This window comes from Rhodoglobus sp. GW821-FHT12B09 (assembly GCF_058809925.1).
Genome location: NZ_JBXATB010000002.1, coordinates 96,901 through 115,428, shown reverse-complemented (window position 1 = coordinate 115,428; position 18,528 = coordinate 96,901). Strand labels below are relative to the sequence as shown.

Here is an 18,528-nt window from a genome sequence, read left to right as displayed (position 1 = left end):
TGCCCCGCGGGAGTGCACTACTGTCGTTCACGTGACCATGCTCCGCACCTCCGAGACCAGCCTCGAGCTGTCGGTTGTCGTGCGTCGACGCGGGTCCGAGCGACGATAGGCGACGTTTCGCGCCTCGACCCGGTGCCCACAAGAACCGAGGTCGCGTGAGCCGCCGCCGCACGATCCCCTCGTCCCTCCTCTCAATAAGGTAGATCCATGTCTCTATCGGTCGCCGTGGCTGGTGCCAGCGGCTATGCGGGCGGTGAGGTGCTGCGCCTGCTCAGCGCCCACCCCGAGTTCGACGTCACCACGGTGACCGCGTTCCAGAACGCCGGGCAGCCGCTCATCTCCGTGCAGCCGCACCTGCGCTCGCTCGCCCACCTGCAACTCCAGGCAACGGATGCCGCGGCCCTCGCCGGTCACGACGTCGTGTTCCTCGCCCTCCCGCACGGCAAGTCCGGCGAGGTCACGAAGGACCTGCCCGCGGGCACGCTCGTCATCGACTGCGGAGCCGATCACCGACTCACCAGCGAGGCCGACTGGGCGCAGTTCTACGGCGGCGACTACTACGGCGCCTGGACCTACGGCCTGCCGGAGCTCGCCGACCAGCGGGCGGCCCTCGCGGGCGCCAAGCGCATCGCGGTACCGGGATGCAACGTCACGGCGATCACGCTCGCCCTCGCTCCCGGCATCGCGGCCGGCGTCATCGAGTCGAGCGACCTCGTCGCCGTGCTGGCGGTGGGCCCCTCCGGAGCGGGCAAGACGCTGCGCACGGACCTCCTGGCCAGCGAGCTGCTCGGCTCGGCGCACGCGTACCAGGTCGGCGGCATCCACCGGCACACCCCCGAGATCCGGCAGAACCTGGAGCTCGCGGGAGGGGCCGGCGTGAGCGTCTCGTTCACCCCCGTGCTCGTGCCCATGAGCCGCGGCATCCTGGCGACCTCGACGGCCCGTCTGAGGGCGGGCGTCACGAAGGCCCAGGTGCGCGCGGCCTGGGAGGCGGCGTACGCCGATGAGCCGTTCGTGCACCTGCTGCCCGAGGGCCAGTTCCCGCGGACCGCGGACACCCTCGGCGCGAACACGGCCCTCCTCGGCCTCGCGGTCGACGAGGCGGCCGGCCGCGTCGTGGTGGTCTCGGCCATCGACAACCTGGTCAAGGGCACTGCCGGCGCGGCGATCCAGTCGGCGAACATCGCGCTCGGGTTCCCCGAGACGACCGGCCTCAGCGTGGACGGAGTAGCACCGTGAGCACCACAGCAGCCCAGGGCTTCGAGGCCGCGGGAGTCGCGGCCGGCCTCAAGTCGAGCGGCAACCTCGACCTCGCGCTCGTCGTCAACCGGGGTCCGCTCGCGAACGCGGCCGCCGTGTTCACGAGCAACCGCTCGAAGGCGAACCCGATCATCTGGTCGCAGCAGGTCATCGCCGACGGCACCGTCTCTGCGATCGTGCTCAACTCGGGCGGGGCGAACTGTTTCACCGGCCCCCAGGGCTTCCAGGTCACGCACTCCACAGCCGAGGCGGTGGGCGCCGCCCTGGGCGTGAGCGCGGGCGACGTGCTCGTGTGCTCCACCGGCCTCATCGGCGACCAGCTGCCGCTCGACAAGGTGCTCGCGGGAGTGGAGGCCGCGGTCTCCGCGCTCGGCGACCACGGCGACGACGCGAGCCGCGCCATCATGACCACCGACTCGAAGCCCAAGCGCAGCGTCCGCGCCGGCAACGGCTACACGGTCGGCGGCATGGCGAAGGGCGCCGGGATGCTCGCGCCGGGGCTCGCGACGATGCTGGTCGTCATCACGACGGACGTGGTGCTCAGCAGTGCCGAGCTCGACATCGCGCTGCGGAAGGCCACCCGGGTGAGCTTCGACCGGCTCGACTCCGACGGGTGCATGTCGACCAACGACCAGGTCTCGCTGCTCGCCTCCGGCGCCTCGGGCGTGGAGCCCGAGCTCGACGCCTTCACTGCAGTGCTCACGGAGGTCTGCCTCGACCTGGCCGAGCAGCTGCAGGGCGACGCGGAGGGCGCGAGCCACGACATCCGCATCGAGGTGGTCGGCGCCCTCACTGAGGACGACGCCGTCGTCGTCGGCCGCTCCGTCGCCCGCAACAACCTGTTCAAGGCCGCCGTGTTCGGCAACGATCCGAACTGGGGCCGGGTGCTGGCCGCGATCGGGACAACGGATGCCGCGTTCGACCCCTACGACGTCGACGTGAGCATGAACGGGGTGCGGGTGTGCCACCAGGGTGCGCCGGACCGCCCGCGGGACGAGGTCGACATCACGCCGCGGCGCGTGGACCTGCTCATCGACCTGCGGGTCGGCACGGAGAGCGCCACGATCCTCACCAACGACCTCACGCACGACTACGTGCACGAGAACTCCGCGTACTCCAGCTGATGACCTCCCAGGACCAGGCGGCGGCCAAAGCCGCAGTGCTCATCGAGGCCCTCCCGTGGCTGAAGCGGTTCCACGACGAGATCATCGTGGTGAAGTTCGGCGGCAACGCCATGGTCGACGACGAGCTCAAGCGCGCGTTCGCCGAGGACATGGTGTACCTCCGGTACGCGGGCGTGAAGCCCGTCGTGGTGCACGGCGGCGGGCCGCAGATCACCGCCGAGCTCACGCGCCGGGGCATCCCGAGCGAGTTCCGCGGCGGCTACCGCGTGACCACGCCGGAGAGCATGCCCGTCATCAGGCAGGTGCTCAAGGAGCAGGTCGGCGGCGAGCTGGTCGGGCTGATCAACGAGCACGGCGATCTCGGCAGGGGAGTGTCGGGCGACGAGCACGGGCTCTTCACAGGCGAGGTCCGCGGCGACCTGGGCCTGGTGGGGGATGTCACGGCCGTCGACCCCGCGCGCGTGCTCGAGATCATCGGCGCAGGCCACATCCCGGTCATCTCGACCGTCGCGAACGGGCCGGACTCCCTGCTCAACGTCAACGCCGACTCCGCGGCCGCCGCGCTTGCCGTGGCGCTCGGAGCCGCGAAGCTCGTCATCCTCACTGACGTCGCCGGCCTCTACAGCGACTGGCCCGACCGCGACTCCCTCGTCAGCGTCATCACCACGACCGAGCTCGAGCGGCTGCTGCCGAGCCTCGAGTCGGGCATGATCCCGAAGATGGCGGCGTGCCTCGAGGCCGTCGCCGGGGGAGTGCCGAAGGCCGCCATCATCGACGGCCGCGAGAAGCACTCAATCCTGCTCGAGGTCTTCACCCAGAGCGGCATCGGCACGGAGGTGGTACCCGCATGACCTGGCAAGAGGACTACCGGCAGAAGATCATGAAGTCCGCGGCGCTGCCGAGTGCCGAACTGGTGCGCGGCGAGGGCGCCTACGTCTGGGACTCGGAGGGGAACAAGTACCTCGACTTCCTCGGCGGTATCGCGGTGCTCTCGCTCGGGCACGCCCACCCCGTGCTGGTGAAGGCCGTCAGCGAGCAGATCGCGACCCTCGGCCACGTGTCCAACTACTTCGCGACGCCCCCGCAGCTCGAGCTAGCCGAGCGGCTGCTCCGCCTCACCGGCGGCGACCGGGTGTACTTCTGCAACTCGGGCGCCGAGGCGATCGAGGCCGGCATCAAGCTCGCCCGCCGCACGGGTCGCCCGCGCATCCTGTCCCTGCAGAACAGCTTCCACGGCCGCACTATGGGCTCCCTCTCCCTGACCGGCAAGCCCGTCCTGCGCGAGGCGTTCGAGCCGCTGCTGCCCAACGTGGAGCACATCGACTCCACCATCGAGGCGCTGGAAAGGGCGATCGGCCCGGATGTCGCCGCCCTCTTCGTCGAGCCCATCAAGGGCGAGGCCGGGGTGATCGACCTTCCCGAGGGCTACCTCGAGGCGGCGCGCGAGATCACCGCCCGCCACGGCGTGCTGCTGATCCTCGACGAGATCCAGACCGGTGCCGGGCGCACCGGATCGTGGTTCGCGTTCCAGAAGACGGGCATCGTGCCGGACGCGATCGCCCTCGCGAAGGGCATCGGCGGCGGCGTGCCGATCGGCGCCCTCGTGGCCTACGGCGCCGCGGCGGACCTTCTCGTCGCGGGCCAGCACGGCAGCACCTACGGCGGCAACCCGCTCGTGACCGCGGCCGCGAACGCCGTGCTCGGGGAGATCGAGCGCGCCGGGCTGGTGGAGAACGCCGAGCGGCGGGGGCGCGAGATCCGCGAGGCTCTCGCCGGGCTGCCGCTGGTGGCCGAGATCCGCGGGCAGGGGCTGCTCATCGGCGTGGGCCTGTCGAAGCCGGTGGGCGCGGCCGTCGTCGCGTCGGCCGCGGCCGGAGGGCTGATCGTCAACGCGCCCAACGACACGAGCATCCGGCTCGCACCCGCACTGATCATCGGCGACGCCGAGGTCGCCGAGTTCATCGTAAAGTTCACCAAGGCACTGGAGGCCAACGCATGACCCGCCACTTCCTGCGCGACGACGACCTGACCCAGGCCGAGCAGACCGCGATCCTCGACCTCGCGGAGCAGATCAAAGCCGACCGGTGGGGCCGCAAGCCGCTCGCCGGCCCGCAGACCGTCGCGGTGATCTTCGACAAGTCGTCGACCCGCACGCGCGTGAGCTTCGCCGTGGGCATCGCCGACCTCGGCGGGCAGCCGCTCATCATCTCGACGGCGAACAGCCAGCTCGGCGGCAAGGAGAGCCCCTCCGACACCGCCCGCGTGCTGGAGCGCCAGGTCGCCGCGATCGTGTGGCGCACCTACGCCCAGTCGGGGCTGGTCGAGATGGCGGCCGAGACGACGGTCCCGGTGATCAACGCGCTGAGCGACGAGTTCCACCCGTGCCAGCTGCTGGCCGACCTGCTCACGATCCGCGAGCACAAGGGCGCGCTGGCCGGGCTCACTGTCACGTTCCTCGGTGACGGCGCGGACAACATGGTGCACTCCTACCTGCTCGCGGGCGCGACGGCCGGGATGCACGTGCGCGTCGCCTGCCCGGCGGACTACATGCCCGACGAGCGGGTGGTGGCCGACGCCGACGCGATCGCGGTGCAGACCGGCGGGTCCATCACGATCTACACGGACCCGCTCGAGGCGGTCGCCGGCGCGGACGTCGTGGTGACCGACACCTGGGTGTCGATGGGCAAGGAGGAGGAGAAGGCCGCGCGCGTGGCATCCCTCTCCTCCTACAAGGTCGATGCCGACATGATGGCTCTCGCCAAGCCGGACGCGATCTTCCTGCACTGCCTGCCCGCCGACCGGGGATACGAGGTGACCTCCGAGGTCATCGACGGCCCGCAGAGCGTGATCTGGGACGAGGCGGAGAACCGCCTGCACGCCCAGAAGGCGCTGATGGTCTGGCTGTTGGAGCACCAGGCCGGTTGAGCAGGCCGCCCGCGGCCGTATCGAAACCTCGACATCCCTAGACTGAACAACGACTTACAAGGAGCAGCACACATGGCAGAACGCGTCGTCCTCGCCTACTCGGGCGGACTCGACACCTCGGTGGGTATCGGCTGGCTGAAAGATGCCACGGGCAAAGAGGTCGTGGCCCTCGCCGTCGACGTCGGCCAGGGCGGTGAGGACATGGAGGACATCCGCCAGCGCGCCCTCGACTGCGGCGCCGTCGAGGCGATCGTCGTGGACGCGAAGGACGAGTTCGCGGACGACTTCCTCATGCCGGCCCTCAAGGCGAACGCGCTCTACCAGAAGCGCTACCCGCTCGTCTCCGCGCTCAGCCGCCCGGTGATCGCCAAGCACCTCGCGATCACGGCGAAGAAGCTCGGCGCCGACAGCGTGGCCCACGGCTGCACCGGCAAGGGCAACGACCAGGTGCGCTTCGAGGCCGCCGTCGCCGCGCTCGCCCCCGAGCTGACCAGCATCGCGCCGGTGCGCGACCTCGCGCTCACGCGCGACAAGGCGATCGTGTACGCCAACGAGCACAACCTCCCGATCCGCCAGTCGGCGGCCAACCCCTACTCGATCGACAAGAACGTCTGGGGCCGCGCGGTGGAGACCGGCTTCCTCGAGGACCCGTGGAACGCCCCCATCGAAGACCTCTACGAGTACACGCAGGACCCGTCGGTCTACAAGGACGCCGATGAGATCACGATCACGTTCGAGGCGGGCATCCCCGTTGCCATCGACGGCGTCGCGTACTCGGCCCTCGGCATCATCGAGAAGATGAACGAGCTCGCGGGCAAGCACGGCGTGGGCCGCATCGACGTCGTCGAGGACCGCCTGGTCGGTATCAAGAGCCGCGAGGTCTACGAGGCCCCCGCCGCAATCGCGCTGATCGCCGCGCACGAGGCCCTCGAGAGCCTCACCATGGAGCGCGATCTCAACCGCTACAAGCGCGGCGTCGAGGCCGAGTGGGCGAACCTGGTCTACGACGGACTCTGGTACTCGGGCCTCAAGCGCTCGCTCGACGTCTTCATCGACGACACGCAGCGCTACGTCAGCGGCGAGATCCGCCTCAGCCTGCAGGGCGGCCGCGCGGTCGTCACCGGCCAGAAGAGCGAGCAGAGCCTCTACGACTTCAGCCTCGCGACCTACGACACCGGCGACACGTTCGACCAGTCGCTGTCGAAGGGCTTCATCGAGATCTGGTCGCTGCCGTCCAAGATCAGCGCTCGCCGCGACCTGAAGGCGTAGGCATGGCAGGCACGGGTGAGGGCTCGCTCTGGGGAGCGCGCTTCGCGAGCGGCCCCTCGCCCGAGCTCGCGCGTCTGAGCCGCTCGACGCATTTCGACTGGCAGCTCGCACCGTACGACCTCCTCGGCTCGAAGGCGCACGCGAAAGCCCTGTCGTCGGCGGGCTACCTCGACGACTCCGAGCTCGAGCGAATGCTCGGTGCGCTGGATGCCCTGGCTGCGGCCACGGCATCGGGCGAGTTCACCGCCCTCGACACGGACGAGGACGTGCACGGCGCCCTCGAACGCGGCCTCATCGAGCTCGCGGGGGCCGAGCTCGGCGGAAAGCTGCGCGCCGGCCGCAGCCGCAACGACCAGATCGCCACCCTCATCCGGCTGTACCTGCTCGACCACGCGGCCGCGATCGGCGAGCTCGTCATCGACCTCGTGGACGCGATCGCGGCACAGGCGGAGCGCCACGGCTCGGCGATCATGCCGGGCCGCACGCACCTGCAGCACGCCCAGCCCGTACTGCTGGCGCACCACCTCCTCGCCCACGCGTGGCCCCTCGTGCGCACGCTCGAGCGCCTGCGGGACTGGCGGGTGCGGGCATCCCTGTCGCCCTACGGCGCCGGCGCCCTCGCGGGGAGCTCTCTCGGCCTCGACCCCGCGCTCGTCGCCGCGGAGTTGGGGCTCAGCGGCCCGACCGAGAACTCGATCGACGCGACGGCGAGCCGGGACGTGGTGGCCGAGTTCGCCTTCATCGCGGCACAGCTCGGCATCGACCTCTCGAGGTTCGCCGAGGAGATCATCATCTGGAACACACGCGAGTTCGGCTTCGTCCGTCTCGACGACGGATACTCCACGGGCTCGTCGATCATGCCGCAGAAGAAGAACCCCGACATCGCCGAGCTGGCGCGCGGGAAGTCCGGCCGCCTGATCGGCAACCTCACCGGGCTGCTCGCCACCCTCAAGGGCCTGCCTCTGGCCTACAACCGCGACCTGCAGGAGGACAAGGAGCCCGTCTTCGACTCGGTCGAGACGCTCGAGGTGCTGCTGCCCGCGTTCACGGGGATGGTTTCCACTCTCGCGTTCGACACGGACCGCATGGCAGAGCTTGCGCCGCAGGGATTCTCCCTCGCTACGGACGTCGCCGACTGGCTGGTGCGCCAGCGGGTGCCGTTCCGCGAGGCCCACGAGATCAGCGGCGCGCTCGTGCGCTTCTGCGAGGAGAACGGCCTGGACCTCGACGGCCCTACCGACGAGCAGTACCTCGCGATCTCGCCGCACCTCACGGCCGGTGTGCGGGCCGTTCTGACCGTGGAGGGCTCCGTCGCCAGCCGCAACGGCGCCGGGGGCACGGCTCCCGAGCGCGTCGCCGAACAGCGGGCCGCGCTCGTCGCGCGCGTGCGCACCCTCACCAGAAGGAGCACCGAATGACCCTGCAGAACGACCAGGACCCCGGCTGGTGGCGGCGCGGGATGACCTCGCGCGGCATCACGATCGTGGTCGCCGTGTGCGCCGCGATCATCGTCGCGGGCATCATCGTCGCGGTGGCGATGGGCGTGCCGTTCTTCTGATCCCGTGATCGAGTTCCTCGACCGCCCCTCCACCGAGGTCGCCCCGCTCCTGCTGGGCGGCCTGCTCACCGTCGACGGCGTTACCCTGCGGATCACCGAGGTGGAGGCGTACCTGGGCGAGGCAGATCCCGGCTCGCACGCGTTCCGCGGGCGCACCAACCGCAACGCCGTGATGTACGGGCCTCCCGGGCACCTGTACACGTACTTCACGTACGGTATGCACGTGTGCGCGAACGTGGTCTGCTCGCCCGCGGGCACGGCGACTGCCGTGCTGCTGCGGGCCGGTGAGATCGTCGACGGGATCGAGGCGGCCCGGCTGCGCCGCGTGACGAGCAAGTCCGACGCCGATCTCGCGCGCGGCCCCGCGAGGCTCTGCGTCGCCCTCGGGATCACCCTGGCCGACGGGGGAGCGGACCTCGCCGGCCCCCGGTTCCAGCTCGAGCCCGCGGCATCCCCCTCGCCCTTCGCCACCGGGCCGCGCACCGGCGTCTCGGGCGAGGGCGGCACGCTCGACTACCCGTGGCGGTTCTGGATCCCCGGCGACCCGACCGTATCGCCGTACAAGGCCTCGGTGCCGAAGAGGCGCGGCTGATGGCGGCCAGGTTCACGCCGATCGAGCAGCGGATCGACGACTGGGCGCACCGCCGCCTCGACGGCGCACCTGCGCGCGGCGTCCGGTCGTTCGTCGTCGAGTTCCTGGTCTTCGGCCTCAAGCAGGCGTGGGCGAGCGTGTTCGCCGCGGCCATGCTCGGTGTGCTGCTCGCGACGCGAGTCTGGTATCCGGAGGGCATCGCGCTGGCCCGCAACGACTTCCTCGTGATCGCGGCGGTCGTCATCCAGGTGCTCATGGTCGTGTTCCGGCTGGAGACGCTGCGCGAACTGCGCGTCGTGATCCTGTTCCACATCGTGGGCACGGGCATGGAGCTGTTCAAGACGGCGGTCGGCTCGTGGACCTACGAGGGCGGGGGAGTGCTGCACCTCGGCGCGGTACCGCTCTACAGCGGGTTCATGTACGCCGCGGTCGGGTCGTACATGGTGCGGGTGTACCGGCTGTTCGACCTGAGGTTCGACGGGTATCCGCGCCGCTGGCTGACGGGCATCCTCGCCGCCCTCATCTACGCCAACTTCTTCACTCACCACTTCATCCCTGATGCGCGCTGGGTGCTGCTCTTCGCGGTCCTCGCGGTGTTCGGACTCTGCACCATGCACGTGCGGGTGTTCCGAGTGCGGTTCCGGATGCCTCTGGTGGTGTCCTTCGCGCTGGTGGCGGCGTTCATCTGGCTCGCCGAGAACCTCGCCACCTGGTCGAACGCGTGGATCTACCCCAACCAGGAGGATGGCTGGGAGCTCGTCTCGCCGGCCAAGTTCATCTCGTGGTTCCTGCTGATGATCATCTCGGTGGTGCTCGTGGCCTGGGTGTACCCGCCGCGCAAGCCGGACGAGCCCCTCACCACGCCGAGATGATGCCCGCGGTGCACACGGCCGCCCAGATCAGGCTGGCCAGAGTGCCGACGATGAACCGCTCGCGGGCGGCGGCGCTGTCGAGCTCGGTGAAGCGGCCGAGGCCCTTCACCGCCACGATGATCGCGACGGCGGCGGGCTGGCCGACGAGGATCGCGCCTGCGAGGCCGAACCGCTCGAGATAGCCGATTGTCGCGCCACCGCGGAGCACTTCGTGGCCCGCCTTCGTCCTGCGCTTCTTCTCACGGAGCGCATCGCGCTCGTCATCGGCCAGCACGATTCCGCCGTGCTTGCCCGCCGTGTGGGGCGACTTGACGATCACGCGCAGCACGAAGCCGACCAGCGGCCCGCCGCCTGCCGCTGCGAGGGCGACGAGCTCCGCGCCGAGCACAGGGGAGAACCACGCCTCCGCCGGGCTCGCGACTCCCGCCACGCGCAGCGCGAGCACGTAGCCGATGGCGAGCAGGATCGGGAGGGCCAGCCAGTCCCGGTTGAGCGCCGCTGCGAGCACCGAGAGCGCGATCGCGGCGCCGACGGCGACGAGAGCGATGTGCCAGAGGATCATGCGCTCAGGCTAACCAGCGCTACCGTCAGCCCGCAGCCCTACTCCCGGGCGTCGAGGCGCGAAAGCGCGTCCGCGAGCGCCGGTACCGCCGCTATCTCGGCTCTGACCGCTGCAGTCCGCGCCCGCTGGCTCGCCGCCTGCGGGGTGATGCCCAGGGCCTTGGCGGCTGCCGTCTGGGTGAGGCCGCCGGCGACGAGGTCGAACAGCTCCCACCCTTCGGCGGTTCGCCGCGCCCGGATGAGCAGCAGCAACTCGATGAGCGCTTCCACACCGGAGGCGTCGTGAGGCGACTCACTCTCGAGCGCGAAGCGGGAGTGCATTCCCTTCGCGCGCTCGACCGCCGCCCTGGCGGCGATGAAGCCCGGCCCGCTCGCCTCCCGGGTGTTGGCGGGCAGCGGAGTGCGCACATGGCCGACGCCGCACCCGACGCTCCAGTGTCCGCTGCGGGTGAGATCGGCGATGATCGCGAGCGCGGTGGATGCGTCGGCGGTGAGCGCCTGGATCTCATCGCCGGCGTTCCGGTCGACCGGGAGGGCGATGCGCTCGCGGTACCGCTCGTTCAGGTCGGTCACTGCCGGGCCGGCGAGATCCTCCTGATGACGGCTGTCGATCTGATCTGCGGTGATGATGAACACGGGTACCTCAAGCTTTCTAGCTTGATCGTTAGCTAATCAAGTATGGAGGAGCAACTAGACATTAATAAAGTCTATAGGCGCAACTAGAGTCTGCTCAAGCCCAGAGGCGCAAGTAGCGTGCGCAGGACAGAACCGGGACCCTGTAACCATGGCATTCGTTGAGCACTTCGAGATTCCGTCCACCGACATCAAACGCGCGCAGTCGTTCTACAAGGAGGTGCTCGACTTCAACTACGAGCCCTGGGGCGACGACATGGGCATGCTCCTGCAGCCCGAGGAGAAGGGGATCAACGGCGACCTCCACGTCGCGGGCGTGATCTCGCACCCCACGGTCGTGTTCACGGTCGACAAGATCGAGGAGACGGTGGCGCGCGCGGTCGCGAACGGCGGCTCACAGCTCGGCGACATCCAGCCCCTCACTGAGAACTCGCGCTGGGTGTACCTCAAAGACAGCGAGGGCAACGTGATCGGGCTGTTCGACAAGACGGAGTAGGTCCCCGCGCTCCGCTACGGTTGAACGCGTGTCAGCCCCCGCATCAGAATCGCTCAGCACCCAGCGCAATGACCCCTCCTTCCCCGACGTGTGGGAGGAGATCAACTGGCGCGGGCTCGTCCACGTCTCGACGAACGCCGAGGAGCTGAAACATCTCCTGGCCGGGCCGCCCATCACCTACTACTGCGGCTTCGACCCCACGGCGCCGAGCCTGCACCTGGGCAACCTCGTGCAGCTCCTGCTCATGCGCCGGCTCCAGCTGGCCGGGCACAAGCCGCTCGGGCTCGTCGGCGGCTCCACCGGCCTGATCGGTGATCCGCGACCGACCGCCGAGCGCACCCTCAACGACGCGAGTACCGTCGCGAAATGGGTCGGCTACCTGCAGGCGCAGGTGTCCAAGTTCTTGAGCTTCGACGGCGACAACGCCGCCCGGCTCGTCAACAACCTGGACTGGACGGCGCCCCTGAGCGCCATCGACTTCCTCCGCGATGTCGGCAAGCACTTCCGGGTGGGCACGATGCTCAAGAAGGACGCCGTGAGCGCCCGTCTCAACAGCGACGCGGGCATCAGCTACACCGAGTTCAGCTACCAGATCCTGCAGGGAATGGACTTCCTCGAGCTTCATCGCAGCTACGGCTGCGTGCTCCAGACCGGCGGAAGCGACCAGTGGGGCAACCTCACCAGCGGCACCGACCTCATCCACAAGGCCGAGGGGGTGAGCGCCCACGCCATCGGCACGCCGCTCATCACCAATTCTGACGGAACCAAGTTCGGCAAGAGCGAGGGCAATGCCATCTGGCTGGATGCCACGATGACCAGCCCCTACGCCTTCTACCAGTTCTGGCTCAACACCGACGATGCCGACGTGATCGAGCGCCTCAAGATCTTCACGTTCCTCACGCGGGAGCGCATCACCGAGCTCGAGGCGGCGGTAGCTTCCGAGCCCTTCAAGCGCGAGGCCCAGCGGACTCTCGCTTGGGAGGTCACAGCGCTCGTGCACGGTGCGGCCGCCACTGCCGCCGCAATAGCCGCCGCCGGCGCGCTCTTCGGCGACGGAGACCTGGCTGCGCTGGATGCCGCGACCCTCGAGTCCGTCATCGCCGAACTGCCCACCGCCGACGCCACGGGGGAGACGACTGTCGCACAGGCGCTGGTGGATACCGGGCTCACCTCGAGCCTGGGGGAGGCCCGCCGCGCGATCGTGCAGGGCGGGGTGTACCTCAACAACGAGAAGATCGGCGACGAGACTTCCACCCTCGCGGGCAGGTCACTGGCCGGAGGCATCGCCGTGCTGCGCCGCGGGAAGAAGTCTCTTGCGGGAATCCGACTGTCATGAGCGATAGCACGTCGCTCAGAGCCTCGCGGAATGACGCGCCGCGCCCGCCACGAAAATAGGCCCCGAACGGCGCGACACGCCCGGGATGCGCTGGAATTTGCCAGCCGTTCACGTCGCACGTAAAGTTCTTACTTGTCACCCCAAAGGTGCGGAAAGTTCGGAGCGGCTCGCGAGAGTCACTCGGCTTACCGGCCTCAAGAGGGACAAAATCCTAAGTCAAACAGCAGCAGTCCTCTTGCAGGAAGTTGTCTTCAGATCTTAGGATGGATACCCACCTCGTTGAAGCAATTCAGCTGAGTTGAGTCGCGCCGAAAGGCCCGAATCGCTCAAGTTGACAACTGCCGCGAAGGTGCTAAGTTAGACAAGTTGCCCAGCGCGAGAGCGTGAGGGTAGCACACAGATTCATTCTGTGACAACTAAGGCAAATGCCCTGGAACAACACGCCGCGAGGTTGAGTTGCAGGAGCGTCCGATCCTTGAGAACTCAACAGCGTGCACAATGTCAAATGCCAAAACCCGGCGTTCGATGACTGATCAATCCACTTCGGATTGATGCATCACGAGCGTACGGATTCCTTTGGAAAATGATTAACAACAAAAGCAAGTCAGTATTGATTTGTTCTTGTCAGTTTCAAACTTGCAGGGTTGATGCCTATTCCGGCTGATCCCTGCGCTAGATGTGCCGGCGATGTGTTGCTTAACTGCAGTGCTCGCTGTGCAATCAAACATTTATGGAGAGTTTGATCCTGGCTCAGGATGAACGCTGGCGGCGTGCTTAACACATGCAAGTCGAACGGTGAAGGAGGAGCTTGCTCCTTTGGATCAGTGGCGAACGGGTGAGTAACACGTGAGTAACCTGCCCCAGACTCTGGGATAAGCACTGGAAACGGTGTCTAATACCGGATACGAGCTTCAGCCGCATGGCTAGGAGCTGGAAAGAATTTCGGTCTGGGATGGACTCGCGGCCTATCAGCTAGTTGGTGAGGTAATGGCTCACCAAGGCGACGACGGGTAGCCGGCCTGAGAGGGTGACCGGCCACACTGGGACTGAGACACGGCCCAGACTCCTACGGGAGGCAGCAGTGGGGAATATTGCACAATGGGCGCAAGCCTGATGCAGCAACGCCGCGTGAGGGACGACGGCCTTCGGGTTGTAAACCTCTTTTAGTAGGGAAGAAGCGAAAGTGACGGTACCTGCAGAAAAAGCACCGGCTAACTACGTGCCAGCAGCCGCGGTAATACGTAGGGTGCAAGCGTTATCCGGAATTATTGGGCGTAAAGAGCTCGTAGGCGGTTTGTCGCGTCTGCTGTGAAAACTGGAGGCTCAACCTCCAGCCTGCAGTGGGTACGGGCAGACTAGAGTGCGGTAGGGGAGATTGGAATTCCTGGTGTAGCGGTGGAATGCGCAGATATCAGGAGGAACACCGATGGCGAAGGCAGATCTCTGGGCCGTAACTGACGCTGAGGAGCGAAAGCATGGGGAGCGAACAGGATTAGATACCCTGGTAGTCCATGCCGTAAACGTTGGGAACTAGATGTAGGGACCATTCCACGGTTTCTGTGTCGCAGCTAACGCATTAAGTTCCCCGCCTGGGGAGTACGGCCGCAAGGCTAAAACTCAAAGGAATTGACGGGGGCCCGCACAAGCGGCGGAGCATGCGGATTAATTCGATGCAACGCGAAGAACCTTACCAAGGCTTGACATATACCGGAAAAGTTCAGAAATGTTCTCCCCGCAAGGCCGGTATACAGGTGGTGCATGGTTGTCGTCAGCTCGTGTCGTGAGATGTTGGGTTAAGTCCCGCAACGAGCGCAACCCTCGTTCTATGTTGCCAGCACGTAATGGTGGGAACTCATAGGAGACTGCCGGGGTCAACTCGGAGGAAGGTGGGGATGACGTCAAATCATCATGCCCCTTATGTCTTGGGCTTCACGCATGCTACAATGGCCGGTACAAAGGGCTGCAATACCGCAAGGTGGAGCGAATCCCAAAAAGCCGGTCTCAGTTCGGATTGAGGTCTGCAACTCGACCTCATGAAGTCGGAGTCGCTAGTAATCGCAGATCAGCAACGCTGCGGTGAATACGTTCCCGGGCCTTGTACACACCGCCCGTCAAGTCATGAAAGTCGGTAACACCCGAAGCCAGTGGCCCAACCGCAAGGAGGGAGCTGTCGAAGGTGGGATCGGTGATTAGGACTAAGTCGTAACAAGGTAGCCGTACCGGAAGGTGCGGCTGGATCACCTCCTTTCTAAGGAGCACGCGCTGCGTCCTCTGTATACAGGGACATAAAAGCAGCCAAGCTGTACTGACCTGTTCGGGTCAGACAGCGCTCATGGGTGGAACATTGACATTGTGACCAGGTAAGAATCTTGCCTCTTAGTACGTGCCGCTTGCGGTACAGGAACGGATGCTCGACTCGAGTCTGGTCTTCTGCACGCTGTTGGGTCCTGAGGGACCGGGCCGGCATCGCAAGATGTCGATCGGACCTCTGGACCACCGACTCTTCGGAGTCACGGTCTTCGGACTTCGGTCTGGTTGGGTTTCGGCCCAGGCAGAAGGAGTACCGCCCGTATTTTGAGAACTACACAGTGGACGCGAGCATCTTAGATTCGAACAGCAATGTTCGGATCACATAAACGATGACTGTTGATTTCGATCAACAAATCATTGGTCTATCTCGAGCTCTTCGGAGCTCGCGATCGATTCAAACTCATGTGATATCAATTTTCTAAGAGCAGACGGTGGATGCCTTGGCATCTGGAGCCGAAGAAGGACGTATAAATCTGCGATAAGCCTCGGGGAGCTGATAATAGAGCTTTGATCCGAGGATTTCCGAATGGGGAAACCCCGTTAGGCGTTGCAAGACGACCTAATGACTCCCGCCTGAATATATAGGGCGGGTAGAGGGAACGTGGGGAAGTGAAACATCTCAGTACCCACAGGAAGAGAAAACAACCGTGATTCCGTTAGTAGTGGCGAGCGAAACCGGAAGAGGCCAAACCGATCATGTGTGATAGCCGGCAGGCGTTGCATGGTCGGGGTAGCGGGACTTTTCAGCTGTTACTGCCGTACAGCAAGCGTTACAACGTTATATAGACGAAGTGGATTGAAAGCCACGCCATAGAGGGTGCCAGCCCCGTAGTCGAAATGTAGCAATGGCGCGAAGAGTATCCCAAGTAGCACGGGGCCCGAGAAATCCCGTGTGAATCTGCCAGGACCACCTGGTAAGCCTAAATACTCCCAGATGACCGATAGCGGACAAGTACCGTGAGGGAAAGGTGAAAAGTACCCCGGGAGGGGAGTGAAATAGTACCTGAAACCGTCTGCTTACAAACCGTTCGAGCCTCCCTAGTAGGGGTGAGAGCGTGCCTTTTGAAGAATGAGCCTGCGAGTTACTGCTCAGTGGCGAGGTTAACCCGTGTGGGGCAGCCGTAGCGAAAGCGAGTCTTAATAGGGCGTTTTAGTCGCTGGGCGTAGACCCGAAGCGAAGTGATCTATCCATGGCCAGGTTGAAGCGACGGTAAGACGTCGTGGAGGACCGAACCCACTTCAGTTGAAAATGGAGGGGATGAGCTGTGGATAGGGGTGAAAGGCCAATCAAACTTCGTGATAGCTGGTTCTCTCCGAAATGCATTTAGGTGCAGCGTTGCGTGTTTCTTGCCGGAGGTAGAGCTACTGGATAGCTGATGGGCCCCAAAAGGTTACTGACGTTAGCCAAACTCCGAATGCCGGTAAGTGAGAGCGCAGCAGTGAGACGGTGGGGGATAAGCTTCATCGTCGAGAGGGAAACAACCCAGACTACCAACTAAGGTCCCAAAGCGTGTGCTAAGTGGGAAAGGATGTGGAGTTGCACAGACAACCAGGAGGTTGGCTTAGAAGCAGCCACCCTTGAAAGAGTGCGTAATAGCTCACTGGTCAAGTGATTCCGCGCCGACAATGTAACGGGGCTCAAGCACACCACCGAAGTTGTAGATTTCATGTATTAGCCCGGCATTTATGTCCAGGCGCATGGAGTGGTAGGAGAGCGTCGTGTGGCGAGTGAAGCGGCGGTGTAAACCAGCCGTGGACGCCACACGAGTGAGAATGCAGGCATGAGTAGCGAAAGACGGGTGAGAAACCCGTCCTCCGAAAGACCAAGGGTTCCAGGGCCAGGCTAATCCGCCCTGGGTAAGTCGGGACCTAAGGCGAGGCCGACAGGCGTAGTCGATGGACAACGGGTTGATATTCCCGTACTGACGAAGAACCGCCCAAACTAATCCAGTAATGCTAAGTGTCTGAATCCCTTTGACGGATCCCTTCGGGGTGAAGCGTTGGGCCTAGCACACGACCCTATGCTGGTGCGGTTAGCGTATTAACAGGTGTGACGCAGGAAGGTAGCTGAGCCGGGCGATGGTTGTCCCGGTCTAAGGATGTAGGGCGAACGATAGGCAAATCCGTCGTTCACATAGCCTGAGACCCGATGGGTAGTCCTCACGGACGAAATCAGTGATCCTATGCTGCCAAGAAAAGCATCGACGCGAGGTTCAAGTCACCCGTACCCCAAACCGACTCAGGTGGTCAGGTAGAGAATACCAAGGAGATCGAGAGAATCGTGGTTAAGGAACTCGGCAAAATGCCCCCGTAACTTCGGGAGAAGGGGGGCCTGAGGCGTGAAGGGATTTACTCCTGGAGCGTTTGAAGGCCGCAGAGACCAGTGGGAAGCGACTGTTTACTAAAAACACAGGTCCGTGCTAAGTCGCAAGACGATGTATACGGACTGACGCCTGCCCGGTGCTGGAAGGTTAAGAGGAACGGTTAGCCGCAAGGCGAAGCTGAGAATTTAAGCCCCAGTAAACGGCGGTGGTAACTATAACCATCCTAAGGTAGCGAAATTCCTTGTCGGGTAAGTTCCGACCTGCACGAATGGCGTAACGACTTCCCAGCTGTCTCAACCGCGAACTCGGCGAAATTGCACTACGAGTAAAGATGCTCGTTACGCGCAGAAGGACGGAAAGACCCCGTGACCTTTACTATAGCTTTGTATTGGTGTTCGGTGTGGCTTGTGTAGGATAGGTGGGAGACTGTGAAGCTTGGACGCTAGTTCAGGTGGAGTCATTGTTGAAATACCACTCTGGTCACTCTGGATATCTAACTTCGAACCGTAATCCGGTTCAGGGACAGTGCATGGTGGGTAGTTTAACTGGGGCGGTTGCCTCCCAAAAAGTAACGGAGGCGCCCAAAGGTTCCCTCAACCTGGTTGGCAATCAGGTGTCGAGTGTAAGTGCACAAGGGAGCTTGACTGTGAGAGTGACAACTCGAGCAGGGACGAAAGTCGGGACTAGTGATCCGGCAGTGGCTTGTGGAAGCGCTGTCGCTCAACGGATAAAAGGTACCTCGGGGATAACAGGCTGATCTTGCCCAAGAGTCCATATCGACGGCATGGTTTGGCACCTCGATGTCGGCTCGTCGCATCCTGGGGCTGGAGTAGGTCCCAAGGGTTGGGCTGTTCGCCCATTAAAGCGGTACGCGAGCTGGGTTTAGAACGTCGTGAGACAGTTCGGTCCCTATCCTCTGCGCGCGCAGGAAATTTGAGAAGAGCTATCCCTAGTACGAGAGGACCGGGATGGACGAACCTCTGGTGTGTCAGTTGTTCCGCCAGGAGCACCGCTGATTAGCTACGTTCGGAACGGATAACCGCTGAAAGCATCTAAGCGGGAAGCCGGCTTCAAGATGAGATTTCCATGACTTCGGTCGAGAGGCTCCCAGCTAGACTACTGGGTTGATAGGCAGGATGTGGAAGTGCGGACTAAAGACGCATGGAGCTGACCTGTACTAATAAGCCGATAAATTGATAACACTTCCACCCCTAGAGGGTGAATGAGAAGATGTCCTCGCGTCCACTTTGTGGTTCCCGATTTACGGT

14 protein-coding genes and 2 rRNA genes are annotated in these 18,528 nt (G+C 64.6%); 14 read left to right on the top strand and 2 right to left on the bottom strand.

The window, feature by feature from the left end; all coding sequences use genetic code 11:
- The first annotated feature begins 207 nt into the window (after positions 1-207).
- The 10 genes from argC (at position 208) to AC1RTC_RS05020 (ending at position 9,600) form a co-directional block, all read left to right on the top strand.
- Entirely contained in the window at positions 208-1,239 is a 1,032-nt protein-coding gene (gene argC / locus AC1RTC_RS05065) for an N-acetyl-gamma-glutamyl-phosphate reductase (RefSeq protein WP_493154385.1), read from the top strand.
- Positions 1,236-2,384, top strand: coding sequence for a bifunctional glutamate N-acetyltransferase/amino-acid acetyltransferase ArgJ (argJ, locus tag AC1RTC_RS05060; RefSeq protein WP_493154384.1), 1,149 nt, complete (start codon positions 1,236-1,238; stop codon positions 2,382-2,384). Before argC ends, argJ begins: the two co-directional genes overlap by 4 nt.
- Positions 2,384-3,235 carry an acetylglutamate kinase gene (gene argB / locus AC1RTC_RS05055; RefSeq protein WP_493154383.1) on the top strand — a complete coding sequence of 284 codons (852 nt, stop codon included), beginning with the start codon at positions 2,384-2,386 and terminating at the stop codon, positions 3,233-3,235. The genes argJ and argB overlap by 1 nt, the downstream gene beginning before the upstream one ends.
- Complete coding sequence (locus AC1RTC_RS05050; RefSeq protein ID WP_493154382.1) at positions 3,232-4,383, top strand: acetylornithine transaminase; 1,152 nt, start codon at positions 3,232-3,234, stop codon at positions 4,381-4,383. Before argB ends, AC1RTC_RS05050 begins: the two co-directional genes overlap by 4 nt.
- Complete coding sequence (gene argF, locus AC1RTC_RS05045; protein ID WP_493154381.1) at positions 4,380-5,309, top strand: ornithine carbamoyltransferase; 930 nt, start codon at positions 4,380-4,382, stop codon at positions 5,307-5,309. Before AC1RTC_RS05050 ends, argF begins: the two co-directional genes overlap by 4 nt.
- A gap of 72 nt (positions 5,310-5,381) precedes the next feature.
- Complete coding sequence (locus AC1RTC_RS05040) at positions 5,382-6,578, top strand: argininosuccinate synthase (protein WP_493154380.1); 1,197 nt, start codon at positions 5,382-5,384, stop codon at positions 6,576-6,578.
- A gap of 2 nt (positions 6,579-6,580) precedes the next feature.
- Positions 6,581-7,996, top strand: coding sequence for an argininosuccinate lyase (gene argH / locus AC1RTC_RS05035; protein ID WP_493154379.1), 1,416 nt, complete (start codon positions 6,581-6,583; stop codon positions 7,994-7,996).
- Positions 7,993-8,136, top strand: coding sequence for a hypothetical protein (locus AC1RTC_RS05030; protein ID WP_493154378.1), 144 nt, complete (start codon positions 7,993-7,995; stop codon positions 8,134-8,136). The genes argH and AC1RTC_RS05030 overlap by 4 nt, the downstream gene beginning before the upstream one ends.
- Positions 8,137-8,140: 4 nt before the next feature.
- Positions 8,141-8,728, top strand: a complete 588-nt coding sequence (locus tag AC1RTC_RS05025; protein WP_493154377.1) for a DNA-3-methyladenine glycosylase — start codon at positions 8,141-8,143, stop codon at positions 8,726-8,728.
- The gene (locus tag AC1RTC_RS05020; RefSeq protein WP_493154376.1) at positions 8,728-9,600 is read left to right on the top strand and encodes a DUF817 domain-containing protein; all 873 of its coding nucleotides are present in this window, start codon (positions 8,728-8,730) and stop codon (positions 9,598-9,600) included. The genes AC1RTC_RS05025 and AC1RTC_RS05020 overlap by 1 nt, the downstream gene beginning before the upstream one ends.
- Here AC1RTC_RS05020 and AC1RTC_RS05015 read toward each other — a convergent pair.
- Together AC1RTC_RS05015 and AC1RTC_RS05010 are read right to left on the bottom strand one after the other, a co-directional pair.
- Positions 9,584-10,162: a hypothetical protein gene (locus tag AC1RTC_RS05015; protein ID WP_493154375.1), complete on the bottom strand. Its 579-nt coding sequence runs from the start codon at positions 10,160-10,162 to the stop codon at positions 9,584-9,586. The genes AC1RTC_RS05020 and AC1RTC_RS05015 overlap by 17 nt on opposite strands.
- Before the next feature lie 38 nt (positions 10,163-10,200).
- Entirely contained in the window at positions 10,201-10,797 is a 597-nt protein-coding gene (locus tag AC1RTC_RS05010) for a DNA-binding protein (protein WP_493154374.1), read from the bottom strand.
- A gap of 148 nt (positions 10,798-10,945) precedes the next feature.
- Here AC1RTC_RS05010 and AC1RTC_RS05005 point away from each other — a divergent pair, with 148 nt between their 5' ends.
- The 4 genes from AC1RTC_RS05005 (at position 10,946) to AC1RTC_RS04990 (ending at position 18,461) form a co-directional block, all read left to right on the top strand.
- A complete protein-coding gene (locus AC1RTC_RS05005) occupies positions 10,946-11,290 on the top strand; it encodes a VOC family protein (RefSeq protein WP_493154373.1) in 345 nt (114 codons plus the stop codon).
- Positions 11,291-11,318: 28 nt separating this feature from the next.
- Positions 11,319-12,626 carry a tyrosine--tRNA ligase gene (tyrS, locus tag AC1RTC_RS05000; protein WP_493154372.1) on the top strand — a complete coding sequence of 436 codons (1,308 nt, stop codon included), beginning with the start codon at positions 11,319-11,321 and terminating at the stop codon, positions 12,624-12,626.
- Between the two features lie 727 nt (positions 12,627-13,353).
- Positions 13,354-14,874, top strand: a 16S ribosomal RNA gene (locus AC1RTC_RS04995).
- 470 nt (positions 14,875-15,344) lie between these two features.
- A 23S ribosomal RNA gene (locus AC1RTC_RS04990) occupies positions 15,345-18,461 on the top strand.
- The 16S and 23S rRNA genes sit together here, the layout of an rRNA operon.
- Positions 18,462-18,528: the final 67 nt, after the last annotated feature.